20 protein-coding genes and 1 tRNA gene are annotated in these 20,175 nt (G+C 64.8%); 5 read left to right on the top strand and 16 right to left on the bottom strand.

Translation table 11 applies throughout. The annotated features are described in order from the left end of the window. The 3 genes from QZ994_RS11215 to QZ994_RS11205 form a co-directional block, all read right to left on the bottom strand. Positions 1–158 (bottom strand): CoA-transferase (locus tag QZ994_RS11215; RefSeq protein ID WP_290871522.1); only part of this gene is annotated, 158 nt, incomplete at its 3' end. 113 nt (positions 159–271) lie between these two features. Then, on the bottom strand, positions 272–739 hold the full coding sequence (locus QZ994_RS11210) for a thioesterase family protein (RefSeq protein ID WP_290871520.1): 468 nt from the start codon (positions 737–739) through the stop codon (positions 272–274). A 108-nt stretch (positions 740–847) separates the two neighbouring features. Continuing rightward, positions 848–1,633 carry an SDR family oxidoreductase gene (locus QZ994_RS11205; RefSeq protein ID WP_290871519.1) on the bottom strand — a complete coding sequence of 262 codons (786 nt, stop codon included), beginning with the start codon at positions 1,631–1,633 and terminating at the stop codon, positions 848–850. 288 nt (positions 1,634–1,921) lie between these two features. Between QZ994_RS11205 and QZ994_RS11200 the strand changes: the two genes are divergently transcribed. Then, complete coding sequence (locus QZ994_RS11200; RefSeq protein WP_290871518.1) at positions 1,922–3,607, top strand: electron transfer flavoprotein-ubiquinone oxidoreductase; 1,686 nt, start codon at positions 1,922–1,924, stop codon at positions 3,605–3,607. Between the two features lie 93 nt (positions 3,608–3,700). On the opposite strand, the gene tadA is transcribed toward QZ994_RS11200, so the two are convergent. The 3 genes from tadA to QZ994_RS11185 form a co-directional block, all read right to left on the bottom strand. Next, positions 3,701–4,309 (bottom strand): tRNA adenosine(34) deaminase TadA, encoded by a 609-nt coding sequence (tadA, locus tag QZ994_RS11195; protein WP_290871521.1) that lies wholly within the window; start codon positions 4,307–4,309, stop codon positions 3,701–3,703. A gap of 21 nt (positions 4,310–4,330) precedes the next feature. Beyond that, on the bottom strand, positions 4,331–4,798 hold the full coding sequence (bfr, locus tag QZ994_RS11190; protein ID WP_290871517.1) for a bacterioferritin: 468 nt from the start codon (positions 4,796–4,798) through the stop codon (positions 4,331–4,333). A gap of 121 nt (positions 4,799–4,919) precedes the next feature. Continuing rightward, on the bottom strand, positions 4,920–5,669 hold the full coding sequence (locus QZ994_RS11185) for an SDR family oxidoreductase (protein ID WP_290871516.1): 750 nt from the start codon (positions 5,667–5,669) through the stop codon (positions 4,920–4,922). A gap of 149 nt (positions 5,670–5,818) precedes the next feature. Between QZ994_RS11185 and QZ994_RS11180 the strand changes: the two genes are divergently transcribed. Further along, entirely contained in the window at positions 5,819–6,730 is a 912-nt protein-coding gene (locus tag QZ994_RS11180) for an AraC family transcriptional regulator (protein ID WP_290871515.1), read from the top strand. Positions 6,731–6,921: 191 nt separating this feature from the next. On the opposite strand, the gene QZ994_RS11175 is transcribed toward QZ994_RS11180, so the two are convergent. The 8 genes from QZ994_RS11175 to uvrC form a co-directional block, all read right to left on the bottom strand. Continuing rightward, complete coding sequence (locus tag QZ994_RS11175) at positions 6,922–7,248, bottom strand: hypothetical protein (RefSeq protein WP_290871514.1); 327 nt, start codon at positions 7,246–7,248, stop codon at positions 6,922–6,924. Beyond that, entirely contained in the window at positions 7,245–7,505 is a 261-nt protein-coding gene (locus tag QZ994_RS11170) for a hypothetical protein (RefSeq protein WP_290871513.1), read from the bottom strand. The genes QZ994_RS11175 and QZ994_RS11170 overlap by 4 nt, the downstream gene beginning before the upstream one ends. A 4-nt stretch (positions 7,506–7,509) precedes the next feature. Then, positions 7,510–7,956: a hypothetical protein gene (locus tag QZ994_RS11165; RefSeq protein ID WP_290871512.1), complete on the bottom strand. Its 447-nt coding sequence runs from the start codon at positions 7,954–7,956 to the stop codon at positions 7,510–7,512. Between the two features lie 441 nt (positions 7,957–8,397). Next, positions 8,398–8,473, bottom strand: a tRNA-Val gene (locus tag QZ994_RS11160). A gap of 28 nt (positions 8,474–8,501) precedes the next feature. Beyond that, positions 8,502–8,774 carry an HU family DNA-binding protein gene (locus QZ994_RS11155; protein ID WP_290871511.1) on the bottom strand — a complete coding sequence of 91 codons (273 nt, stop codon included), beginning with the start codon at positions 8,772–8,774 and terminating at the stop codon, positions 8,502–8,504. A gap of 188 nt (positions 8,775–8,962) precedes the next feature. Continuing rightward, positions 8,963–9,529 (bottom strand): CDP-diacylglycerol--glycerol-3-phosphate 3-phosphatidyltransferase, encoded by a 567-nt coding sequence (gene pgsA / locus QZ994_RS11150; protein WP_290871510.1) that lies wholly within the window; start codon positions 9,527–9,529, stop codon positions 8,963–8,965. A gap of 41 nt (positions 9,530–9,570) precedes the next feature. Then, on the bottom strand, positions 9,571–9,990 hold the full coding sequence (locus QZ994_RS11145; RefSeq protein WP_290871509.1) for a hypothetical protein: 420 nt from the start codon (positions 9,988–9,990) through the stop codon (positions 9,571–9,573). Between the two features lie 115 nt (positions 9,991–10,105). Continuing rightward, entirely contained in the window at positions 10,106–12,262 is a 2,157-nt protein-coding gene (gene uvrC, locus QZ994_RS11140) for an excinuclease ABC subunit UvrC (protein ID WP_290871508.1), read from the bottom strand. A 60-nt stretch (positions 12,263–12,322) separates the two neighbouring features. Between uvrC and earP the strand changes: the two genes are divergently transcribed. The 3 genes from earP (at position 12,323) to QZ994_RS11125 (ending at position 15,293) form a co-directional block, all read left to right on the top strand. Further along, the gene (gene earP / locus QZ994_RS11135) at positions 12,323–13,444 is read left to right on the top strand and encodes an elongation factor P maturation arginine rhamnosyltransferase EarP (protein ID WP_290871507.1); all 1,122 of its coding nucleotides are present in this window, start codon (positions 12,323–12,325) and stop codon (positions 13,442–13,444) included. A gap of 104 nt (positions 13,445–13,548) precedes the next feature. Next, positions 13,549–14,103: an elongation factor P gene (gene efp / locus QZ994_RS11130; protein ID WP_290871506.1), complete on the top strand. Its 555-nt coding sequence runs from the start codon at positions 13,549–13,551 to the stop codon at positions 14,101–14,103. 188 nt (positions 14,104–14,291) lie between these two features. After that, positions 14,292–15,293, top strand: a complete 1,002-nt coding sequence (locus QZ994_RS11125; RefSeq protein WP_290871505.1) for a diguanylate cyclase — start codon at positions 14,292–14,294, stop codon at positions 15,291–15,293. Between the two features lie 126 nt (positions 15,294–15,419). Here the strand turns inward: QZ994_RS11125 and dusA are convergent, their stop codons facing one another. Both dusA and QZ994_RS11115 read right to left on the bottom strand, forming a co-directional pair. Next, entirely contained in the window at positions 15,420–16,544 is a 1,125-nt protein-coding gene (gene dusA, locus QZ994_RS11120; protein ID WP_290871504.1) for a tRNA dihydrouridine(20/20a) synthase DusA, read from the bottom strand. A 56-nt stretch (positions 16,545–16,600) separates the two neighbouring features. Further along, the gene (locus tag QZ994_RS11115) at positions 16,601–19,798 is read right to left on the bottom strand and encodes a GGDEF and EAL domain-containing protein (RefSeq protein ID WP_290871503.1); all 3,198 of its coding nucleotides are present in this window, start codon (positions 19,796–19,798) and stop codon (positions 16,601–16,603) included. Positions 19,799–20,175 lie beyond the last annotated feature (377 nt).

The following is a 20,175-nucleotide window of genomic DNA, read 5'->3' as shown; positions in this document are numbered from 1 at the left end:
TTGGAGATCACCGTCAAGTCCTTGACGCCGGTGGCTTGCAGCGCGTCGATCAACGCTTCCGGGATGCCGCAGAGGCCGAAGCCCCCCACCGCCAGCAGTTGCCCGTCCTTGACGATCCCGGCCAGGGCGCTGGCGGCATCGGGGTAGACCTTGTTCATCCACTCACTCCTTGAAAGAAGAGGTTGTCTCGCTGCAGTGCAGCATGGAAAGCGTACACCGGCTGGCGTCCGGAAATCCAGTCCGCCCTGTGAAAATTACCGCCTTGGCGCCCTCAGGCCGGCAAGGCTGGCGGTGCGTCTTGCCCAGGCAACGCCGGGGGCGAGCCCGCGATCGCGCGGAACGCGGGCGGCAGCGGCATCGGACGGCCATCAGCCATGCTGACCCACACCAGGGTGGCGCCACCGGCCGCATAGGGCGAGCCGGGCTCATCGGCCCGCTCGATGGTGACGAAGGTGTCAATGCTCGTGCGGCCCGGCGGGGCCACATACAGCTTCACGCGGATCTCGCCCGGGAACACCAGCGGCCGGTAGAAGTTGCAGAAGGTGTTGGCGATCACCGGGCCCTCGTCTTCCGAGTTGACCTGCCCCTGGATGGACTGGATCCAGCTCACCCGAGCCTGCTCCATGTAGCGGAAGTAGACCGTGTTGTTGACGTGGGCCAGGCTGTCCATGTCGCCCCAGAGGATGGGCAGGGTCAGCTCGTGGACCAGGATCTTGTGTTCGGGAATGTCGAGGCGCATGGCTTCATTCGTGGGCGCTCACCAGGAGCATTGCCAGAGAAGATGCGGGCACCCGCCGGCAAATCAAGCCGGCCGCGCCGCGCCAGGAAAGCAGGTCCGCCTGATGGCTCAGGCGGCCAGCATGCCGTCGTCGGCCGAGATCACGGCGCCGTTGATGAAGTCGCTCTCGGCGGAGCAGAGCATCACCACCAGGGCGTCCAGGTCCTTGGGCTGGCCGACGCGCTTGCGCGGCAGCATGTTGATCAGCTTCTGGCCACCTTCGGTCTGCCAGTGGTGGTGGTTGATTTCGGTGTCGATGTAGCCGGGGCAGACGGCATTGCTGGTGATGCCGAAGCGGCCCCACTCGGCGGCCATCACCTTGGTCATGTGGATGGTGGCGGCCTTGCTCATGCAGTACACGCCGATCTGCGGCATGGTGCGCAGGCCCGCGGCCGAAGCGATGTTGACGATGCGCCCGCCCGTGTAGGTGCCCGGCGCCGATCCCTTGGCACGGGCCAGCATGCGCTTGGCGACTTCCTGGGCCGTGAAGAAGGCGCCACGCGTGTTGGTGTTGAAGACGAAGTCGTAGCTGTCCTCGCTCACGTCGACCAGGCGCTCGGTCGTGCTCACGCCCGAGTTGTTGATCAGGATGTCGATGGGGCCGACCTCGGTCTCGGCGTGGGCCACAGCGGACTTGATGCTGTCCACATCGGTCACGTCCAGCGTGATGGCATGGGCGTCGCCACCATAGGCCTCGATCTCGGAACGCAGGGTCTTGAGCCGCTCGATGCGGCGGCCTGCCAGCACGACCGCGGCGCCCGCCTTGGCCAGGGTGTGGGCGAACTGGGTGCCCAGGCCGCTGGACGCGCCGGTGATCAGGGCCACGCGGCCCGACAGGTCGATGGTGTAACTCATGGCAGAAGCTCCTCAGCGGCCGCGTGGGGCGGCGCGCTTGATGTGTGAAAACGCGTGTGGACCCGGAAACCTTAGCACGTGCCGCCGCAGCCCAAACTGCAAGAAACGCGACCTCAATGGGCTTGTCGCCCATCCCCCAACACAAGGGGCCAAAAACGAACGACCGTTCTTTTTTCTGAGAGAATATCAAAACCACGCGAACTGCCCGGCATGGCGCTGCTGCTTGCCTAGAATCGCGGGTCCCCAGAGACATCCTCCCCATAGACGTCCCCCCAAGAAGGAACAACGATGACGCCCCAGGAAATCCTTGCGCAGTTCGGCCCGCGCGAATCGATGGAATACGACGTCGTGATCGTCGGCGCCGGCCCTGCAGGCCTGTCCACCGCCATCCGCCTGAAGCAACAGGCCGAAAAGGCGGGCAAGGAAATCAACGTCGTTGTGCTGGAGAAGGGTTCCGAGCCCGGCGCGCACATCCTGTCGGGCGCCGTGATGGACCCGATCGCCATGAGCGAACTCTTCCCGAACTGGAAGGAACTCGGTGCCCCGCTGAACCAGCCCGTCACGGCCGACCAGGTCCTGGTGCTGACGGAAACCGGCGCCATCGCCACGCCTCAGGCCCTGATCCCGAACAACTTCCACAACGAAGGCAACTATGTCATCAGCCTGGGCAATGTGACCCGCTGGCTGGCACAGCAGGCCGAGAACCTGGGCGTGGAAATCTTCCCGGGCTTCGCGGCCGCCGAGGTGCTCTACAACGACGATGGCTCCGTCAAGGGTGTGGCCACCGGCAACATGGGCATCAACAAGCAGGGTGAGGTCACCGACAACTTCCAGCTGGGCATGGAACTGCTGGGCAAGTACACCGTGTTCGCCGAAGGCGCCCGCGGCCACCTGGGCAAGCAGCTGATCGCCAAGTTCAAGCTCGACCAGGGCAAGGACCCGCAGAGCTACGCCATCGGCATCAAGGAACTGTGGGAGATCGACCCGGCCAAGGCCCAGCCCGGGCTGGTGGTGCACACGGCCGGCTGGCCCATGGACACGTCCACCTACGGCGGCGGCTTCCTGTACCACCTGGAAGACAACAAGGTCACCCTGGGCTTCGTGACGGGTCTCGATTACCGGAACCCCTGGCTGAGCCCCTTCGAAGAAATGCAGCGCTGGAAGACCCACCCCAGCATCAAGCCCTTGCTGGAAGGTGCCAAGCGCTTGAGCTACGGCGCCCGCGCCATCACGGCCGGCGGCATCCTGTCGCTGCCCAAGACCGTGTTTCCGGGAGGTGCCCTCGTGGGTTGCGATGCCGGCTACCTCAACGCCGCCCGCATCAAGGGCTCGCACGCGGCCATGAAGACCGGCATGCTCTGCGCCGACGCCATCTTCGAAGCCCTGAACGCCAACCGCCAGCACGACGAACTCAGCGCTTACCCGGCCTCGTTCGACAAGAGCTGGCTCAAGGAAGAGCTCGACACCTCCAAGAACTTCAAGCAGTGGTTCAAGAAGGGCATGTACGTCGGCATGATCATGACCGGCGTCGAGCACTGGCTGCTGCCCAAGCTGGGCTTCAAGTCGCCGCCGTGGACCATCCACCGCACCGAGGCCGATCACACCCGTCTGCTGCCTGCCGCGCAGTGCGCCAAGATCGAGTACCCGAAGCCGGACGGCAAGATCACCTTCGATCGCCTGAGCTCGGTGTTCATCTCGAACACCAACCACGAAGAACACCAGCCAGCCCACCTGACGCTGAAAGACGCTTCGGTGCCCGTGAACCTCAACCTGTCGAAGTTCGCAGGCCCTGAGTCGCGCTACTGCCCGGCCGGCGTGTACGAGTTCGTCAAGAACGAAGACAACTCCGACCGCCTGCAGATCAATGCCCAGAACTGCGTGCACTGCAAGACCTGCGACATCAAGGACCCGAGCCAGAACATCGTCTGGATCACGCCCGAAGGTGGTGGTGGCCCGAACTACGCGGGCATGTGAGCCACGGTGGCGCCCCCCGGCCACCACACGCCAGCAAAAAAGGAGCCCTCGGGCTCCTTTTTTCATGGTGGGCCAGACAGCGTCAACCCCGCCTCATTCCGGATCTTCGATGACCTGGGGCAGCGGCATCAAAGGCTCGTCGCCTTCAAGCAGCTCGTGCTCGATGACGTCCATGCCGCGCAGCGCCTGTTGTGAAGCGAGTGCTCGGCGGGCATCGCGCTCGGCCTTGATCTGCGCGCGACGCTCGGCAAAGAACTGCTTGAGCATCGCGCTGGCGGGCTCCGCCAGCACCCCACCCAGGATGTGGGTGTGGTGGTTGAGTTGCGGCAGCGCAAACAGGTCCGTGACCGAGCCGGCCACGCCCGTCTTCGGGTCGGTGGCAGCAAAGACCACGCGCTTGAAGCGTGCGTGCATCAGGGCCATGGCGCACATGGCGCAGGGCTCCAGCGTCACGAAGAGTTCGCACTCGGGCAGGCGGTAGTTCTCCAGCAGCGTGGCGGCGTGACGCAGGGCCACGATCTCGGCGTGGGCCGTAGGGTCGTGGGTGGTGATGGGGCGGTTGTAGCCGGTCGCAATGACCTGGCCCTGGCGCATGATCACGGCGCCCACAGGCACCTCCCCAGCCAACCAGGCGTTCTGGGCCTGGTCCAGCGCGATGCGCATGGCGGCCTCATCGGCCTGCCGGGTGCTCTCGGGATCCATCTGGAAACGCAAGTTGCCCCCTCAGGCCATCTGGCGCTGCAGATAGTTCTGCAGGCCCACCAGGCCAATCAGACGCAGCTGCTGTTCAAGCCAATGGGCATGGTCTTCTTCCGTGTCCTTCAACAGAGGCAGAAGGATGTTGCGGGTGACGTAATCCCGCTCGGATTCGGCCAGGGCCATCGCAGCGCGCACATGGGTGATCACGCGCATTTCGACGGCAAGGTCGTTTTCGAAGATGGCGGGCACATCGGTGGCGATGTTCACGGCCGAGGGCACCATGCGAGGCGCGCCACCCAGCATCAGAATGCGCTGGACCAGGGCGTCCGCGTGGGCGGTCTCGTCATCCACCTCATGGGCCAGGCGCGCCGCGATGCGCTGCAGCCCCAGATCTTCCAGACGGCGTGAGTGGGCGAAATACTGGTCTCGTGCGGCCAGCTCATCGGCCAGCAGCGCGTTCAGGGCATCCAGGATGGCGGGGGATCCTTGCATGGGGTACTCCACATTGACTGCCTTGAATCATGCCTTGGAATCCGCTTGCAGATTTTGGGGAGCGCACCCTGCCCTTCGCCCCTGCAGCAGCCCAGTGGGATGCAGCCCCCCCGACATCCAGCTAGCCGCGCGAATTGATGGTGTCGAATGCCGATTGAAACCGGCCTTCTCTTTCAGCGGCGCGTTGGAACATCACACGCTCCACCAAGATCTCCGCTGGCGTCGGCATCTGAGCAAACTGCGACAGCGCCTCGTCGATGAACACGGGCAGCGGCAGGATGTTGGGGTTTGCCTTGTGCCCTGGCATCAGATCGGTCTGCACCGCGGGCGGCGCGAGTTCGATCACCTCGATACCGCTGCGGCCAAGCTCGCGTCGCAGCGAAAGTGACCACGAATGAATCGCCGCTTTGGTTGCGCAGTAAGTCGGCGTCTTGGTCAGCGGGACAAAGGCCAAACCGGATGACACCGTCACGATGGCGGCATCGGAAACGCGGCGCAGGTGAGGCAGCAATGCGGCAGTCAGTCGGATAGGGGCGAGCAGGTTGGTGCTGACCGTGCGTTCTGCGACCGCAAGCCAGTCATCACCTGCGAGGTTTTCCGCTTCCATGATGCCTGCGTTGTGAACGACCACGTTCAGGTCGGGATGGTCGTGCACGACGCGCACGCCGAAATCGGCCACCGCTGCCGCATCTGCCATGTCCAGCGCATAGCCTGACATGCCCGGATGCGCTGCCGTCAGCTCGGCAATCAGCTCTGCACGACGGCCGACGACGATGACACGGTTGCCCGTCGCGTGCCAGCGTTCAGCCAATGCTCGGCCGATGCCAGAGGTGCCGCCGGTGACGAGAATGGTGTTGCCAGTGGTCTTCATGGGTTGTCTTTCGTTTTGGATGCAGGTCAATTCCTGCTGGCCTGCAGTCTAGGAAGCCCACGGTGCAGAGGTTTGCCTCTGCCGGTCGAAGTCTTGCCTTTTTGTCTCGTTGCGAGGCGCACCCTTCCCCCGATTGACATAATTCAAAGGTGGAAGCCCGTCCCCCCTCTCTCAAACAGCTGCACGCGTTCGCGCGCGAGCGCGCCGACACGGACGGTGCGATACGCACCGCGGTGCCGGGCCTGACGCTGATGTGCATCGAGAAGACGGGGGAACGCGTGCAAGCCAACTACCGGCCACTCGTGTGCCTGGTCTTGCAGGGCGCCAAGCACCTGACGGTCGGGCGGCAGGAGATCGACTGCTCGCAGGGCGAGGCACTCGTGATCTGCGCTGACCTGCCCGTGACGGGACAGGTCGTCAAGGCTTCTGTGGACCAGCCCTATCTCGCGCTTGCGGTGGAACTCGACATGGCGATCCTCAGCGAGCAGGCTGAGCGACTCACCGCACGCTCAGGCGCGGTGACGGGTACCGCGACCAGAACAATCTTCACGCGGCCGACCAGCGTTGACTTAATGGATTGCGCCAGGCGCCTTCTGCAATTGGTCGAGCAGCCCGAGGCTGTCGAGTTCCTGCATCAAGGATTGATCCGGGAGCTGCAATATCGATTGCTGACAGGGCCCAGTGCACCACTGCTTCATGCATCCGTTTTGGCGCAAAGCACGGCATCTCGCCTGACGCCGGCCATCGCATTGCTACGGGAGCGGTTTCGTGAATCGCTCGAGATTGAACGACTGGCCAGCGCGGCTTCGATGAGTCGGGCGGCGTTCCACCGCCACTTCAAGGCCCTGACGGCGTTGACGCCAGTGCAGTACCAAAAACGCCTTCGCCTGATCGAGGCACGTCGACTGCTTCGCCACGAAGCTGCATCTGCCACTCAGGCCGCTTACGCGGTGGGTTACGAAAGCGTGTCGCAATTCACGAGGGACTACAGCGGATTGTTCGGAGTCACCCCAGGCAAGGAGCGCCCTCCAAGCTTGCTCCGCCCCAGTCATACTCCATGACGTGCAGAGGTGTATTGGCCCCGTGGGTTTCTGCTCGACTGACCTGTGCCGAAACGGCTGGATCAAAGTAAGGCGGCGCCAAACAAAAAGAAGATGGGCATGCTGACGACCGGTCGAACTTCACGCCCTCACGAGGTGACATTCAACCTGCCAGCACACCCACCCACGGCCGCAGGCGTGATGCCGCGAGCTCAATCAACCTGATAAAGCACCTTCACGCTGCCATCGAGCGCAGACTTGCTGATGTGAGCAACCTTTTTGGGGTCGGACGATACAGCCTTCTTCACGGCCGCTGCATCTGACAATTCCGCGGGGGGCAAACCTTTCCCAGTGAACACCAAACGCGACCAAGTCGCCTTGATCTGCGCGAGGTCACGCCCGGTCGCTGCCTTGTAAAACTCAGCTCTGACAGGCGCAGTCTCGAGTTGATCCACTGGCGTCATCGTGACGTTTTTGCCGAGAAAAATGTCGGCCACCTGATCCTTGCTGAGCGGGGGAGCGGCGTGGTTACCAATCACAACCAGGTCATCCGCTCCACCGTGCCAGGCAAAGGCTTGCCATGTTCGACGGGAAACAGCGCGAGCACACCTTTGGTTTCTTCGTCTTGATAACGGGCAAGGTCTTGCTCCTTCTCGCGAAAGGCACGCAGCTGCAACGCGGCCAGGTCGCTGGGCGCCGCATCCGGTTTCAGCTTCACGCCAACAAAAGCTTCATCCAACTTGTAGTGCGTGACGCTGATCTGCTGCAGATACAAACCATCTCTGGTGATCAACAAGGTGTCACTGTCGGTTGTAATCGAAATAATCGGCTTTTGTGGACCACGCCCCCACAGCCTTCTCTTTCACCAACAACATCTGGCTGACCATGGTGGTGAACAGTGCCCGGTGCTGCAAGACAAGCACCTGGTCGTCTTCTGACAAGGCATCAAAAGACACCAACTCAAAAGCCTGCTGAGTCTTGCCCAATTCCTGCACATGCTGAACCAGGACCTTGGAAGCCTTGCGCTCCGCCGAGACGACCCGCTCCTCGGTCTTGCCAAAAGTCACCTCGGTGATGACGAAGTCCGCAGGAACAATCAACACTCGCTTGGCCGCATCCGTTCGCCCACCAGCCAGCTCAGAGCGCACGATGCCACGAGAACCGCACCCACTCAGCATGGCCAACAACAGCAGGGCAGCACACCACCGCATCCAGCCCCCTCGCACCGCGCCCTTCATCTTCGCCACCCTGTGTTTGATCGCAGTTCATTTCCTCTGGGTGAATGTAACCGAACGTCATCTCAACCCACTGACCTGCTCGGCTTACTCAGGCCCTGGGGCCGCCAAGCCCCGGTGATGGCGGCCGACGCGAGCCGGACGGCAGGCGACAGGCGTTGCGCCTGCGCAACCGCTGTGCCCGCATAGGCTGTCGCGGCATCGTGATGCGGGAACACGCAGTCGAGCGAAGGCACACGGCTCAGCTGAGGCGCCATTCTGTGTGTTGCCGTGGTGTGGTGCTGACCAATCTGGGCCCCTTGTTCCGGGTTGAAAACCGGGAACAAGGCCATTGGCACAAAGATGGAACGTTGGCGCTACGACGTCGTTCCAGCGTGTGCAAACGGGAATCGACGGAATCGTGCTGCCAGAAAAAATCCCTGAAGAATCAGGGACTTGGACTGCAGCCGGGAATGGTGGGTGCTGAGGGGCTCGAACCCCCGACCTACGCCTTGTAAGGGCGCCGCTCTACCAACTGAGCTAAGCACCCGGCTTCATCCGAGTGCGAGATTCTACCCTCAGTTCACGAAGTCCTTGAGCGCCTTGCCCGGACGAAATTTCGGGACCTTGGCCTTTTTGATCTTGATGGTGTCGCCCGTGCGGGGGTTGCGACCAGACCGCGCGGCGCGGGTGCCAACCGCAAAGGTGCCGAAACCGACCAGGGTGACGGAGCCGCCTTTTTTCAAGGTGCTGCGCACCCCTCCGAGCACGGCCTCCAGGGCCCGCCCTGCGGCCGCCTTGGAGATGTCGGCCTGTTGGGCAATGTGCTCGATCAACTCGGACTTATTCACGAATGCTCCCCCGTCTCATGCCTGGACACAAACACCTCGCGAGCCTGTGATGCCGCAAGGCGACTGCCACAATTCTAGGCACAAACCCGGCCGCATCGCCTCACCCCAAAGCGCGGACTTCTGCCCTTGACAGCCCCCCTTTTGAGGTGCCGCAAAGGCGCTGCCCGCACCAGCCTGCCCGGTGGGTTTCAGCGCGCCTTGGCGCGGATGTCGGGCAAGGATTTCTGCAGGTAATAAGCCATCGACCAGATGGTCAGGCCGCAGGCCACATAAATGAGCCAGGTTCCCCAATCGCGAGTGTGAATGCCGCCAGGCAGGACACCGTCGTAGAGCAGCAACACGATGGCGATCATCTGGGAGGCCGTCTTGAGCTTGCCCAGCATGTGCACGGCCACGCTGCGCGAGGCGCCGATCTGGGCCATCCATTCGCGCAAGGCCGAGATGGCGATTTCCCGCCCGATGATGATCAGCGCCACCAAGGCATTGACCCGGGTGAGCTGCAACAGCACCAGCAGGGAAGCGCAGACCAGGAACTTGTCGGCCACCGGATCCAGGAAGGCGCCGAAGGCAGAGGTCTGGTTCAGGCGCCGCGCCAGCCAGCCATCGGCCCAATCGGTCAGTGCGACGACGATGAACAGCACGCTGGCGAGCACGTTCATCTCGGCCATCGGCATCGGCAGGTAATACACACCCACGATCAGCGGAATCGCCAGGATCCGCGCCCAGGTGAGGAGAGTGGGCAGTGTCAGGAACATTTGCCCATTGTGCCGTGATTGTGAAGCCGGGCTGAGCAGGCTCACCGTTGGTCCAGTGTCATGGGTTTGAACTTGCGTTCGTCGTTGAAGAGGAAGGTCTCGTTGAACTTCCAGGGCTTGGGTAGCCGGGACACGTCACCGAAGGGCGCTGCGCGGCGGATCGCCTTCATGGCCAGATCCACGGTGTCGCGGGCCTGACTAGGGTAGCGCATGACCTCGATGTTCCGGATGCTGCCATCGGCGTGCAACTCCACCGTCATCACGGGAATGGCCAGCAGGATGTCGGGGGGCTTGCCGGTGTAGACGCCATCCGGGTTGGCGGCAACCAGACGGCGCGCGGCCTGCTGGCGGGCATCGGCCCAGGATCGCGGTGTGGCCGGTGGCGGCAGGTTGACCGCGCTGGGCGCCTTGAGCGCGGGAGGAGCCTTGCCCTGGCTGCTGCCGGGGGCGGGCGTCGGCACCGGTGCCTCCTTGGGCCCGATGGCGCAGGATGCAAGCAGGGCGGCAACCAGCGCACCACACCCATGGCGCAAGGGCCGAGGCAGACGCCCAAAGACGCGGCCCGGGCGTGAAGGGTCAGTGCAAGGCACGGTAAATGTCCTCCGCCAGTTCTTTGGAAATGCCGTCCACCGTGGCCAGTTCTTCCACGCTCGCGGCCGTGACACCGCGCACACCGCCGAAGCGTTGCAGCAGTTTGGCACGACGCTTGGGGCCCACCCCGGCGATGTCCTCCAGGCGGCTGCCACCGGTGCGGACGCTTGCGCGCTTGGCCCGCATGCCGGTGATGGCGAAACGGTGGGCTTCGTCGCGGATCTGGGCCACCAGCATCAGGGCGGCCGAACTCGGCGCCAGGGCCAGCTTGGGGCGGCCGTCGGCAAACACCAGCTCTTCCAGACCGACCTTGCGCCCCTCCCCCTTCTCGACGCCGACGATGATGGACAGTGGGATCTTCAGCGCCTGGAAAACCTCGCGCGCCATGCTGACCTGGCCCTTGCCGCCGTCGATCAGGACGATGTCGGGCACACGGGCGGCCTTGGTCCCGGTGGCACTGTAGCGGCGCTCCAGGGCCTGTTTCATGGCGGCGTAGTCGTCGCCCGGGGTGATGCCGGTGATGTTGTAGCGGCGGTATTGCGACGACTGCATCTTGTGCTGCTCGTACACCACACAGGAGGCCTGGGTGGCCTCGCCCGCGGTGTGTGAAATGTCGAAGCACTCGATGCGCAGGCCGGCCAAGGGGTCATGGCGAGCCGCCGGGGCTGCGGGAGACACGCCGCCCTCGGGCACTGCACCGCTGTCCTGCACGACGTCTGACGGGGTCTCGCCACTGGCGGCATCGGCCTCCGGTTCGGCGCCCTCGGGGGTGTCGGCCAGGCCGGCTTCGCGGGCATCGAGGTCCAGATCGAGGTTGAGCGCCTCGACCAGGGCGCGGGTGCGGGCCTGTTGCGAGCCTTCTTCGCTGAGCAGGCGTGCCAGCGCGATGTCGGCCCCTTTGATGGCCATCTCCAGCCAGGCGCGACGCTGTTCTCGTGGCTGGTGCACCACCGTCACCTTGCGCCCACCCTGCTCGCCCAGGGCCTCGATCAGGGCGGGATCGACCACATGGCTCAGCACCAGCAGGCTGGGCACGCTGCCGCCGAGGTAGTGCTGGGCCAGGAAGGCCTCGAGCACGCGGACCTCGGTGGCCTCCTGCATCGATTGCGCATCGGGCGGCCCATCCGGAGGCGCTCCGACGGCATCGACCTCGTTCTCATCCGGCGCCAGCACATGGTCCTGCACGTGAACGGGGAAGTGCGCACGGTCGCCCAGGTGACGCCCACCGCGCACCATGGCCAGGTTGACGCAGGCGCGGCCGCCTTGCACCTTCACGGCCAGGACGTCCACATCCTTGTCCATCACGTTGTCGACCGATTGCTGGTGCAGCACGCGCGAGAGGGCCCGGATCTGGTTGCGCACTTCGGCGGCCTGCTCGTACTGCATGCGCTCGGCAAAGGCCATCATGCGGGTCTGCAGGTCGTCGAGCACGGCCTCGGGCTCGCCCAGCAGAAAGCGCTCGGCCTGGCCGACGGCCGTGCGGTAGTCCTCGGCGCTGACCATGTCGACACAAGGCCCGCTGCAGCGCTTGATCTGAAAGAGCAGGCAGGGCCGCGTACGGTGGTTGTAGACGGAATCCTCGCAGGTGCGCAGCTGGAAGACCTTCTGCATCAGCTGGATGGTTTCCTTCACCGCCCAGGCGTTCGGGAAAGGCCCGAAGTAGCGGTGCTTTCGGTCGACCGCGCCGCGGTAATAAGCCATGCGAGGGAATGCGTGCGAGGCGATCTTGAGGTAGGGGTAGCTCTTGTCGTCCCGGAACAGGATGTTGAACCGCGGGTTGAGCGTCTTGATGAGGTTGTTTTCCAGCAGCAGCGCCTCGGCCTCGCTGCGCACCACCGTGGTCTCCATGCGCACGATGCGCGACACCATGTGCCCGATCCGGCTGCCACCGTGGTTCTTGTGGAAGTAGCTCGACACCCGCTTTTTCAAATCGCGGGCCTTGCCCACGTAGAGCACATCGCCACGGGCGTCGAAGTAGCGGTAGACGCCCGGCAGCCCAGGCAGGCTGGCGACCTCGGTCAGCAGGCGGGCCCAGGTGACCTCACGCTCTGCCTCGCGCTCTGTGTCGGCCCCGGCCGCGCGCGGAGGCTCGGCGGCATCGTCTGGGGGCACAGAAGGGATTTCAGGGGATGACACACTCATGGGGCGGCATTGTGGCCGAGGTGCCCGCCCCTGCCCAGGGCGCTTGCCATAATCCCGCCCATGCTGTGGGACGTGTTCTGTCAGGTCATCGACAACTTCGGTGACATCGGGGTCTGCTGGCGCCTGTCGTGCGACCTGGGCAGCCGGGGGCACGACGTGCGCCTCTGGGTGGACGACGCCAGTGCGCTGGCCTGGATGGCGCCGTCATCCACCAGCCAGCCCGGCGTGAGCGTGCACGCCTGGGCCGACGCCACCCGACCCGAGACCGTGCCGGAACCGGGTGACGTCGTGATCGAGGCCTTTGGCTGCAACCCGCCTGAGGCGTTTGTGGCCCGCATGCAGCGCCCTGCCCCGCCCCGTTGGGTGAACCTCGAATACCTCAGTGCCGAAAGCTATGTGGAGCGCAGCCACGGCCTGGCATCGCCCGTGTGGTCAGGCCCAGGCCAAGGCCTGGTGAAGCGTTTTTTCTACCCGGGCTTCACGCCCCGCACGGGTGGCCTGCTGCGCGAGCCCGGCTTGCTGGCCCGCCAAAGCGCCTTCGCCAGCCAGCCCTCGGCCCGACGAGAGTGGCTGGCGGCGCACGGCATCACGCCACGGGCCGACGAGCGGCTGATCAGCCTGTTTTGTTACGGGAGCGCACCCGTGCCTGCCCTGCTTGAGCAGTTGACGGAATCAGAACAGCCCGTGCGCGTGCTGCTCACGCCGGGCCACGCCACCCGCCTGGCGCGAGACTGGCTTCAGGCTCGCAGTGGGGTGCACCTGGGCAGCCTGGCCCTGAGCGAACTGCCCGCCCTGCCCCAGACCGAGTTCGACACCCTGCTGTGGTGCTGCGACCTCAACCTCGTGCGCGGGGAAGACTCGGCCGTGCGAGCCTTGTGGGCCGGCAGGCCCCACGTCTGGCAGATCTACGAACAGGACGATGGCGTGCACGCCGACAAGCTCGAAGCCTTCATGGCCCGCTGGATGGCCGGCTGGCCGACATGTGTGCGCGAGCCTGTGGCCGCCTGGTGGCGCGCCTGGAACCGCCTCGGGACCGAGGCCGACTCGGCCTTGCCCCCCCTGCCGGATTGGCAATCTGGCCAGAGCCCCTGGGCCCTGGCCAGCGTCGCGGCCAGGCAGGAATTGGCCGCTCAGGACGATCTCGCCACCCAATTGAAGCAATTTGTCGCAAGCTCAGGCTAAAATGAGAGGCTTTGCTGTTGGTCGCATCGGCGCGCCCGCGCCTTTTCCATCTTCCAGCAGCCTCCAGACACCAGTTTGAACAGAAACCCGATCGGGAATCCACCATGAAACTCGCACAAGAAATCCGCGCTGGCAACGTGATCATGCAGGGCAAGGACCCGATGGTCGTCCTGAAGACCGAATACAGCCGCGGCGGCCGCGGCGCTGCCACCGTGCGCATCAAGATGAAGAACCTGCTGAACGGCGCTGGCGCCGAGCTGGTCTTCAAGGCCGACGACAAGATGGACCAGATCATTCTGGACAAGAAGGAAGCCACCTACTCGTACTTCGCCGATCCGCTGTACACGTTCATGGACGCCGAGTACAACCAGTTCGAAATCGAAGCCGAGAACATGGGCGACGCCGTGAACTACCTGCAAGACGGCATGACCGCCGAAGTGGTGTTCTACGACGGCAAGGCCATCTCGGTTGAACTGCCCACCACCATCGTGCGCGAAATCGAAACCGAACCCGCCGTGAAGGGCGACACCTCCGGCAAGGTCATGAAGCCTGCCCGCATCGTCGGCACCGGCTTCGAGATCTCCGTCCCCTCCTTCGTGGAATCGGGCGACAAGATCGAAATCGACACCCGCACGCACGAGTACAAGAAGCGCGTCTGATCGAACGCCTTCGGGCGCGATCGACCACGAAAGGACACCCTCGGGTGTCCTTTTTTCTTGGGCGCACGACTCATGGTTCACACGGTTGTGCAGTGCAGCGAATGGTGGGCACACTGAACGACAGAGTTTGCCGTCCTGAAGCTCCCCACCGCGCCGGGCTCACCTGTGCGCCACACCGAGGTTGCTCCATGCGCACCGAACCCATGCAGATCCTGCTGGCAGAAGACCAGCCCATGTTGCTGGCCACCCTGAGCCAGCAACTCCAGGCCGAAGGCCACCGGGTGATGGAGGCCAGCACCGCCATGCAGGCCTTGCGCCTGTTTCAGCAACGCCCCCCCGATCTGGTCCTGTTGGGCGTGAGCCTGCCCGATGAGGGCGTTCTGGCGCTGGCCCAGCGCATGCGGCAGGATGACCCGGCCCGGACACCCCTGGTGTTCATCGGGCCCCTGACCAGCGAGCAGGCGTTGGCAGAGGCCCATGCCGCCGGGTGCGATGACCACCTGCCCCTGCCCATCTCGCTCCTGCAACTCAGAGTCCGACTGCACACCCTGCGGCAACTGGCCCAGGCCCGCACCGAACTGAGACAACAGGCGGCGGCCTTGCAGGCAGCCCAGGCGCAACTGAGCCACCAGAGCACGCACGACGCCCTGACCGACCTGGGCAACCGCCGCGGCTTTGACGAGCGCCTGACCGAGTACCTCGCCTACGCCCGGCGCGAGCACAAGCCCCTGACGCTGATGCTTTGCGATGTGGATTTCTTCAAGCGCTACAACGACCGACTGGGGCACCTCGAAGGCGACACCTGTCTGCGCCACATTGGCCAGATCCTCAAGCAGGTCTGCCGCCGGCCCCTGGACTATGCCGCACGCTATGGCGGAGAAGAGTTCGCCCTGCTGCTGCCCGGCACCCAGGGTGATGGCGGGCTGACCTTCGCGCTGGCGCTGCAGCACCACATGGCCCGCGACAGCCTCTACCACCCGGATTCGGCCGTTGCCGGGCACGTCACGCTGTCTGGCGGACTCGTCAGTCTGGCGCCAGATGAAGCCTGCTCCGCCGCCGAGTTGCTGCGCAGAGCCGAAGAAGCGCTGGTCGCCGCCAAGAGCCGCGGGCGCAACCGTTTCGTGAACCTGCAGAGCGGCGCGGACACCGGCCAGATCGATCGCCAGCGGTCGGTGCGGGCCTCGGCCTGAGTCGGTCGCACAAATTTTGCGTGCACCTTGCTCAGCCGCAGACGATGAACTGCTTGCCGTGCCTGGGCGAGCCCTCGCCGCAAACGCACGAAGCACTGCGTCAGGCCAAAGCCCAGGGTCGATCGCTCAGCTTGAGGGCGCTGCGTCGCGGCGGTGGGCCAGCGCCATGATCTGCGCGGGGCTGTGGTCGCGCAAGGTGTGGTCGGACCAGACCTGGCGCCAGCGTCGGGCACCGGGCAGGCCGCTGTAGAGGCCCAGCACGTGGCGCATGACGTTGCTCCAGCGCACCTCGCCATGCGCCCAGCCTCGGGTGCGGTCCATCTCGCGCTGGGTGTAGGCCACCATCATCGTCTCGACCGCTTCGCGCGTCAGACCATCCTGACGGGGCCCCATGCCGAAGAGCAGCTCGTCCCACTCGGCCATCATCCAGGGAGTGTGATACGCCGCGCGGCCCACCATCACGCCGTCCAGCGTCACGCCTTCGATTTCGGCACCCGGCTGCAGTTGGGCCACGCAAGCCGCGTTGTCGGCCAGACCGCCGTTGATCACCAGGGTGAGGTGCGGGAAGTCGCGCTTGAGCTGGTGCACGAAGCCGTAGCGCAGCGGCGGGATGTCGCGGTTTTCCTTGGGGCTCAAGCCCTTGAGCCAGGCATTGCGCGCATGCACGATGAAAACGCGGCAGCCTGCATCGGCCACGGTGCCGACGAAATCGCGCACGAAATCGTAAGACTCGATCTGGTCGATGCCGATGCGGTGCTTGACCGTGATGGGCACCTTGGGATCACCGCCGACGGCATCGATCATGGCTTTGACACCATCGGCGACCAGGCCGGCTTCGTTCATCAGGCAGGCGCCAAAGGCACCACGCTGCACGCGCTCGCTCGGGCAACCGCAGTTGAGGTTGACCTCGTCATAACCCCATTGCTGGGCCAGCTTTGCGCTCACGGCCAGGTCGGCCGGTTCGCTGCCGCCCAGTTGCAGGGCCACCGGGTGTTCCTGGTCGTTGAACTCGAGAAAGCGGGTGAGCTTGCCATGCACCAGCGCCCCGGTGTTGATCATCTCCGTGTAGAGGCGGGCATGGGGGCTCAGCAGGCGGTGGAAGTAGCGACAGTGTCGGTCGGTCCAGTCCAGCATGGGCGCCACGCAGGCGCGCCAGGGGCTCAGGCCGGTGCGCTCGTCTCGGAAAGCCCTTTCGGTGCCGCAGGACGGGGCCGGATCAGGCCGAGGGGTCGGGGTGGTGTCAAGGGTCATGGTTCAGGCTGGGCACGTCTCGTGGTGCCCCACAGGGCCGCAGAAGGGCCAAGCCGCTATTGTCGTCGACCCGAGGACGAGCGGCCGATGGCCAGCATCTTGTCGATCTCATGCACCGGAGAAGGCATGGCCAGCAGGAAGCCCTGGATCTCGTCGCAGCCATCTTCGGTGAGCAGGTCGAGCTGCTCCTGCGTTTCCACCCCTTCAGCCGTGACCGACAGGCCAATGGCGCGCCCGAGTGCCAGGATGGCCTGGACGATGGGGCGGGCGCTGTCGTCGGCATCCAGGTCGCGCACAAAACTGCGGTCGATCTTGATCACATCGAAGGGGAAGTTGCGCAGGTAGCTTAGCGAGGAATAGCCGGTACCGAAATCGTCGATGGCCAGCTTCACGCCGATCGCTTTGAGCGCGTTGAGCACGTCGAGCGCCCGCCGTCCGTCTGCCACCAGCACGCCTTCGGTGACCTCCAGTTCCAGCAGGTGCGCGGGCAACTGGCTCACGGCCAGCGCATGGCTGACCTTGCGGACCAGATCATCGTCACCAAACTGGATGGGCGAGAGGTTGACCGACACACCGATGCTCCCCCAGCGTGCTGCCGCCAGGCAGGCTTTCTGCAGGATCCACTCGCCCATGGGCACGATCAGGCCGCTCTGCTCGGCAAGGGGAATGAACTCGCCCGGGCTGACACGGCCGCGCTCCGGGTGCGACCAGCGCGCCAGCGCCTCCACACTGCGGACTTCCCGGGTCTTGGCGCAAAAGCGGGGTTGGTAGTCGAGGTAGAAATCGCCGGCGGTGAAGCTGTTGCGCATGTCTTCGATGAGCTTGCGCTGGCCCATGAGGCGAGCGTTGACCTCGTCGGAGAAATAGCTGCGGCAGCCGCGTCCGCTCTTCTTCGCGGTACCCAGGGCCGCATCGGCGGCGCGCAGCAGGTCGTCGGGCGTGCGACCGTCGCCCGGGGCCATGGCCACGCCGATGGAGAGACCAACGCGGATCTCCTCGTCATCGTTGCCCCGGATCGGTGCCGACACCTTCTCGAGCAGGTTCTGGCAGAAGCGCTCCACGGCCTCGGTGCCCATGCCCGGCGCCGCGATGACGAACTCGTCGCCACCCACGCGGGCCACCATCTGGTCTTCGCGCAGCTGGCGGCGCAGGCGGTCGGCGATCTCGCCCAGCACGCGGTCGCCAGTCAGGTGACCATGCGCTTCGTTGAGTGCGCCGAAGTGGTCGAGGTCGAGGTAGAGGACCGCCATCGAGCCCGTGGCATCGGCCAGGTGAGTGCCGAGGAAGGTGCCCAGCTTCGCGCGGTTGGGCAAGGACGTCGCCGAGTCCAGGTGGGCCTGGCGCTTGGCTTCGGCAAAGGCCTCGGCCATGGCCACGTTTTCGCTGACGTCGGTGGCGTATTTCACCACCTTGCAGGGCCGCCCGGAGAGATCGAGGATGGGGTTGTAGGAGGCCTGGATCCAGACCTCTTTGCCGCCCTTGCCCACCCGCTTGTAGAGCCCGGTGTGGTGATGCCCCGAGCGCAGCATTTTCCAGAATTCCTGGTACTCGGCGCTGGCCACGGTCGCCGGGTCGACGAACATGGCGTGGTGCTGCCCCAGCACCTCGTGGCGCTCGTAGCCCAGGGTGGCGAGCATGCGATCGTTGGCATCGATCACGGTGCCATCGAGGGCAAACACGATCACGTCCTGCGATTTGTTGATGGCCTCGATCTGGCCCTGGAAGTCGGCCTGGCGCAGCTTCTCACGCGTGACGTCGGTGGCGTACTTCACGATCTTGAAGACGCGGCCGTTCATGTCGAGGATGGGGTTGTAAGTGGCCTGCAACCAGACCTCGCGCCCATCGCGGGCGACGCGCTTGTACTCGCCTGCGCGATGATGCCCCTGGGCGAGGTCACGCCAGAAGGCAAGGTACTCGGCGCTCTGGCGCTGGTCCTCTTCCACGAACATGCGGTGGTGTCGGCCACGCACGTCCGCAAAGCGGTAGCCCATGGCCTGCAGGAAATTGTCGTTGGCGTCCAGCACGTTGCCGTTCACATCGAAGGCGATCACGCACTGGGCCTGGTTGATTGCGGCAATCTGACCCTGGTGCTCGGCCTGAAGGAGGCGCTCGTCCGTCACCACCGAGGCGTACTTCACCACCTTCACCGGTTTGCCCGTGGCATCGAAGATGGGGTTGTAGGTGGCCTGCAGCCACAGTTCTCGCCCGCCCTTGCCGATGCGCTTGTACAGGCCGGAGCGATGTTTGCCACGGCGCAGGTCGTTCCAGAAGATGGCGTAGTCGCTGCTGTGAGCCTGGGCGGGCTCCACAAAGAGCCTGTGATGGCAACCCACGACCTCGTCCAATTGGTAACCGGCCGCGTCCAGGAAGAGGTCGTTGGCGTCGAGGATGGCACCCTGCATGTCGAAGGTCACCACGCAGTTCGATTTCTGGATGGCCGTGACCTGCCACTGGAAGTCGGCCTGGCGCACCTTCTCCTGGGTGATGTCGGTGGCGTACATGACGACCTTGACCGGACGGCCCGCCGGGTCGAGCAGGGGGCTGTAGACGGCCTGCAGCCAGAGATCATGGCCGTCCTTGTTCACCCGACGGAACTCGCCGGATTGCGACCGCCCCGCACGCAGGTCACGCCAGAAGGCCTGGAGGGACTCGGCCTCGCGCTCCTCGGGCGCCACGAACAGGACGTGATCGGCGTCCAGCACCTCGGCGCGCTGGTAACCCAGGATGGCCAGGAACCGGTCGTTCACCCAGCGCACGCGGCCATCCAGCGAGAAATGCGCCACCGCATGGGTGGCCTGGATCGCGGCCACCTGCCCACTGTCTTCGGTTTCGCGGGCCAACCGGTCGGACACGTCTTCGGCGATCTGGACCACGGCCTCGATGTCGCCCTGCGGGGTGAGCATCGGGATGAAACGCGACTCCAGCCACACCTCGCGTCCGCCGCTGGCGATCCACAGCCCCACTTCACGGTGCCGCTTGCCGGCAGACAGGCGCCCCCACAAGGCCCTCAGGCGGCTGCGCCGCGCCGACTGCGAAAAGAACCGAGATGCGTCCTGGCCGACGATCTCGCTCAGATTGCAGCCAAACAGCCTCAGAAACTGGAAATTGGCCGCCTGGATCTTGCCGTCCGGGGCGTAGCTCACGACCACAAAGGCCTGGTTCAGGGCCCGTCCGTCCAGGCCCTGGGCCCGGTCTGTTTCGGCCGCCAGGTTGGCGTGCGCAAGGGCCTCTAGGGCCTGGGTGTCCGACTGCATGGCATTCCTCGCGGGTATCGGCCGCCTGCCCCCGGGCGAGCCTGCCTGGATCGGGCTCATGGATGGCGCCGGAAGCCCCACGTTACCCAGATCAGGCGATTGATCAAGATCGGTTTCGACCGTGACAAAGCAAACTTGAGCGTTTGTCAAGGGAATTTCTGGCCTCCGCGCTCGTGGAGGCCGTATCAGTGCCCCGATGGGCTTGCCCCCTAGAAGAGTCGCCACCGCCGATCGCGGGATGGACAGCGCAAGGCCGGCACCAGAAACTGAAGCGGCCTACCTGTTTCTGCCGCGTGAAGGACGTACCCGGCTGTAACGGCAGCACAACAGGCAAAGCCGTATCATGGAAAAACCTCAGACCGCCGTGGCGCGCGGCG

This window comes from Aquabacterium sp. (assembly GCF_021768455.1).
Taxonomy (GTDB): Bacteria; Pseudomonadota; Gammaproteobacteria; order Burkholderiales; family Burkholderiaceae_C; genus Aquabacterium.
The sequence above is the reverse complement of the archived record's forward strand: the minus strand, read 5'-3'. Positions and strand labels throughout refer to the sequence as shown.